Origin of the sequence: Hydrogenophaga sp. (assembly GCF_051007235.1) — a bacterium.
Lineage (GTDB): Bacteria > Pseudomonadota > Gammaproteobacteria > Burkholderiales > Burkholderiaceae_C > Hydrogenophaga.
On record NZ_JBPCSJ010000482.1, the window covers coordinates 1 to 4,037 of the forward strand.

5 protein-coding genes are annotated in these 4,037 nt (G+C 67.7%); 3 read left to right on the forward strand and 2 right to left on the reverse strand.

All coding sequences use genetic code 11. The features are described 5' to 3' along the window. Positions 1-108: 108 nt before the first annotated feature. The 3 genes from prmC (at position 109) to ACR2JA_RS17070 (ending at position 2,520) form a co-directional block, all read left to right on the forward strand. Entirely contained in the window at positions 109-948 is an 840-nt protein-coding gene (gene prmC, locus ACR2JA_RS17060) for a peptide chain release factor N(5)-glutamine methyltransferase (RefSeq protein ID WP_434010269.1), read from the forward strand. Positions 949-1,006: 58 nt separating this feature from the next. Continuing rightward, a complete protein-coding gene (grxD, locus tag ACR2JA_RS17065) occupies positions 1,007-1,330 on the forward strand; it encodes a Grx4 family monothiol glutaredoxin (protein WP_434010270.1) in 324 nt (107 codons plus the stop codon). Between the two features lie 182 nt (positions 1,331-1,512). Then, positions 1,513-2,520 (forward strand): AAA family ATPase, encoded by a 1,008-nt coding sequence (locus tag ACR2JA_RS17070; RefSeq protein WP_434010272.1) that lies wholly within the window; start codon positions 1,513-1,515, stop codon positions 2,518-2,520. Positions 2,521-2,535: 15 nt separating this feature from the next. Here the strand turns inward: ACR2JA_RS17070 and ACR2JA_RS17075 are convergent, their stop codons facing one another. Then, positions 2,536-3,177, reverse strand: a complete 642-nt coding sequence (locus ACR2JA_RS17075; RefSeq protein ID WP_434010273.1) for a lytic transglycosylase domain-containing protein — start codon at positions 3,175-3,177, stop codon at positions 2,536-2,538. Between the two features lie 61 nt (positions 3,178-3,238). Continuing rightward, positions 3,239-4,037, reverse strand: a 799-nt coding sequence (locus ACR2JA_RS17080; RefSeq protein WP_434010274.1) for a His/Gly/Thr/Pro-type tRNA ligase C-terminal domain-containing protein, incomplete at its 5' end; no start/stop codon positions are given.

Here is a 4,037-nt window from a genome sequence, read left to right on the forward strand (position 1 = left end):
CTACAAGCTGCTGCAGGTGATGGAGGGCGACCTGGGCGACGTGATCCACGCACTGCAGGTGGCGCGCGGGGCCGAGCTGCTGGCCGATCTGGAACAACAGAACAGCCGATGAATACGCTGCAAGACGCTCTGCGACGTGCTGCGACCGCCGGCCTGGACCGACTGGATGCGCAGATGCTGCTGCTGCACGCGCTGGGCCGCTCACCGCACGACCGGGCCTGGCTGATCGCGCACGACAGCGATCCGCTAACGGCTGACGCGGCTGACCGCTGGGGCGCGCTGCTGCAGCGCCGCCAAGCCGGTGAGCCCGTCGCCTACCTGCTGGGCGAAAAAGAGTTCGGCGGGCTGACGCTGGCCGTGGATGCGCGCGTGCTGGTGCCGCGCCCGGACACGGAGGTGCTGGTGGAATGGGCACTGGACGCCCTGCCCCCGGGCGGCGCCAACGTTCCCCGCCTACTGGACCTGGGCACCGGCAGCGGCGCCATCGCGCTGACGGTCGCGGATCGAAGGCCCAACGTGCATGTGACCGCGACCGACGCCAGCGCGGACGCGCTCGCCGTGGCCCAGGCCAACGCGCAGCGCCTGGGCTTGGCCGTGCGCTTCGCCTACGGCGCCTGGCTGGCGGCGGTGCCGGGTGAACGCTTTGACGTGATCGCCAGCAACCCGCCCTACATCGCCGAAGGCGACCACCACCTGGCCGCCCTCACCCACGAACCGATCGGCGCCCTGACCGCCGGCCCGGATGGGCTGGACGACATCCGCCAGATCGTGGCCCATGCGCCCTCTGCGCTGAACCCGGGTGGCTGGCTGCTGCTGGAACACGGTCACGACCAGGCCGCTGCCGTGCGCGAACAGCTGGGCGCACAGGGATTCGAAGCCGTCAGCAGCCGCACCGACCTGGCGGGCATTGAACGCTGCAGTGGTGGCCGCTGGCCTGGCTTGCGATAATCGACTCCTCTGCCGGCCCAGGCCGGTGCTTCACCCACAACACCACAGGACACAGCCCATGAGCGACGCGCAAACCCAGATCGACCAACTGGTCAAATCCAACGATATCGTGCTGTTCATGAAGGGCAGCGCCAGTTTTCCCATGTGCGGTTTCTCCGGCCGCGCGATCCAGATCCTCAAGGCCTGCGGCGTCGACACCAAGACCCTCAAGACCGTGAACGTGCTGGAAGACGACGGCATCCGCGCGGGCATCAAGGAATACAGCAACTGGCCGACGATCCCGCAGCTCTACGTCAAGGGCGAGTTCATCGGTGGCTCGGACATCATGATGGAGATGTACGAGTCGGGCGAGCTGCAAAAGGCCATCAGCGGCCAGGCCTGACCCGCGCCCGCTTCGCACATACAGCCGCCTCCGGGCGGCTGTGTCGTTCGTGAGTGTGCACAGCGTCACGCACACCCGCACTGCCCGGTATTGCGCCATGTTTTCCGGGTTCTTCCGACGTTTCAGGTGGGCACAGCTTGTGCTTCAATGAAACCGTCGTCGAACCTTTCAAGGAGAACCGCATGAGCAGCTCACGCAGCCTGGTCGCTTCCCCCACCCTCGGACTGCCCATCGCCCGGATGCGCAGTGTGTTCAAGGCCGACGAGGTCGAGCGCAAGCTGGCCCACCTGCAGGCCAGCGGCAACGAGCGCGAATACGAAGGCCTGCGCAACACCTGGCAACGCATGCTCGAACGCGGCCCCCAGCGCTTCGCCGTCAAGCCCTCGGGCGTGCCCGACATGGCGCCGCTGTACGACCTGCTGCCCAACTTTGGCGAGGTGCTCGACGACGTGAAACGCCACGTCGCCCTCAGCCAGGACAGCCACGACGGCCTGGAGGTCACGCCCATCCTGCTGCTGGGCCCGCCCGGCGTGGGCAAGACCCACTTCGCCAAACAGATCGCCGACCTGCTGGGCACCAGCATGAGCCTGGTCCCCATGAGCAGCATGACCGCTGGCTGGCTGCTCTCAGGGTCATCCTCGCAATGGAAGGGCGCCAAGCCCGGCAAGGTGTTCGAGGCCCTGGTGGACGGCCAGTACGCCAACCCGGTGATCGTGGTCGACGAGATCGACAAAGCCGCCGCCGATGCCCAGTACGACCCGCTGGGCGCGCTCTACAGCCTGCTGGAACACGACACGGCCCAGCAATTCGTGGACGAGTTCGCCGAGGTCCCCATCGACGCCAGCCAGGTGATCTGGATCACCACCGCCAACGACGAGCGCGCCATCCCGGAGCCGATCCGCAACCGCATGAACGTGTTCGAGATCGCACCGCCGTCACCCGATGCGGCACGCAAAATCGCGGCCCACCTCTACCGCGGCATCCTGGGCGAACACGACTGGGGCCAGCGCTTCGACCCCGAACCAGCCGACGACGTGCTGGACCTGCTGGCCACGCTGGCCCCGCGCGAGATGCGACGAGCCCTGGTCACCGCCTTCGGCAACGCGCGGCTGGACAAACGCTTCAGCGTGGAACCGGGTGACCTGCCCCGTGCAGGCACCGGCAAGTCGCGGATCGGGTTCCTGCAGTAGGGCGCGACCCGGCGCTCAGGCGTCGGCGTGGACCCAGTTCTTGGCCGCGGCGTACACCGCGTTGGGGTACTGCGGTTTGCCGCGGCTGCCGTTGTAGCGGCCCAGCGCCAGGTAGGTGTCGCCGCGCTCGCGGTCCAGGTAGTGCCGCAGGATCACGCAGCCGAAGCGGATGTTGGTCTGCATGTGGAACAGCTTGCCCGCATCACCGTCGCCGATGACCCGCGACCAGAACGGCATGATCTGCATGTAGCCGCGCGCGCCCACCGGCGAGATGGCGAACTTGCGGAACGCGCTCTCGACCTGGATCAGCCCCATCACCAGAGTGGTATCCAGCCCCGCGCGCCGGCTTTCGTACCAGACCGTCTGCAGGAATTCGATGCGGGTCTGGAAGTCCGGCTTCTTTTTCTTGAGCCGGTCGCTCATGGCCCCCAACCAGCGCAGGTAGGCCAGGCGCTTGTCCAGCTCGGTGAACTCCGGCACCGGCGGCGCGCTGCTGGCGATGGCCGCGCTGAGGGCCGAACGCACCGAATCGGCCAGCGGCTCTTCCAACTGCCCGCCGGCGTGCACCGAGCCGGTGCCCAGCCAGCCCGCAGCGCCCAGCGCCGCGGTGCGCAACAGGTACTGGCGCCGGCTCAGGTCCGACACCGGGGCAGTCATTGCACATCCCTTCGCGCTGCGCGCTGAGGGACAGCGCGCCTTGGGAGTGGCCCGTCGGCGCTCATGCGCTCAGACGGCCCTTCACAAAGGCCAGGGCCTCAGCGGCCGGCACCTTGGTCGCAGCGACGTCGCGACGGTGCTGGTACTCGACCATGCCTTCCTTCAGACCCCGATCGCCAATCGTCACGCGGTGCGGCACGCCGATCAGCTCCCAGTCGGCGAACATGGCGCCCGGCCGCTCGCCGCGGTCGTCCAGGATCACGTCGACACCCGCGGCCAGCAGACCGACATACAGCTCGTCGGCCGCGGCCTTGACGGCCTCGCTGCGGTCAGCGCCGACCGGGCAGACCACCACGGTGAACGGCGCGATCGCGTCGGGCCAGACAATGCCGCGCTCGTCGTGGTTCTGCTCGATGGCGGCGGCCGGCAAGCGCGTGATGCCGATGCCGTAGCACCCCATCTCGAAGTGCTTGGGCTTGCCATCGGTGTCCAGGAAGGTTGCGTTCATGGCCTTGCTGTACTTGGTGCCGAGGTAGAACACGTGGCCGACCTCGATGCCGCGTTCGATCGCCAGCACGCCCTTGCCGTCCGGCGACGGATCGCCTTCGACCACGTTGCGGATATCGGCCACCAGATCTGGCTCGGGCAGGTCACGGCCCCAGTTCACACCCGTGGTGTGGAAGTCCGGTTCGTTGGAACCACAGATCCAGTCGGCCATCACCGCCACCTCGCGGTCGGCCACAATCTTCAGCGGCTGCTTCAGACCGACCGGTCCCAGGTAGCCCGGCTTGCAACCGAAGTGGGTGTCGATTTCCGACAGGCTCGCAAAACGGAAGCCCTTGTCCAGACCGGGCACCTTG

Bases quoted from the DNA above. Each gene is read 5' to 3' on its own strand.
- prmC (WP_434010269.1), top strand. From the start codon at position 109: ATGAATACGCTGCAAGACGCTCTGCGACGTGCTGCGACCGCCGGCCTG.
- grxD (WP_434010270.1), top strand. From the start codon at position 1,007: ATGAGCGACGCGCAAACCCAGATCGACCAACTGGTCAAATCCAACGAT.
- ACR2JA_RS17070 (WP_434010272.1), top strand. From the start codon at position 1,513: ATGAGCAGCTCACGCAGCCTGGTCGCTTCCCCCACCCTCGGACTGCCC.
- ACR2JA_RS17075 (WP_434010273.1), bottom strand. From the start codon at position 3,177: ATGACTGCCCCGGTGTCGGACCTGAGCCGGCGCCAGTACCTGTTGCGC.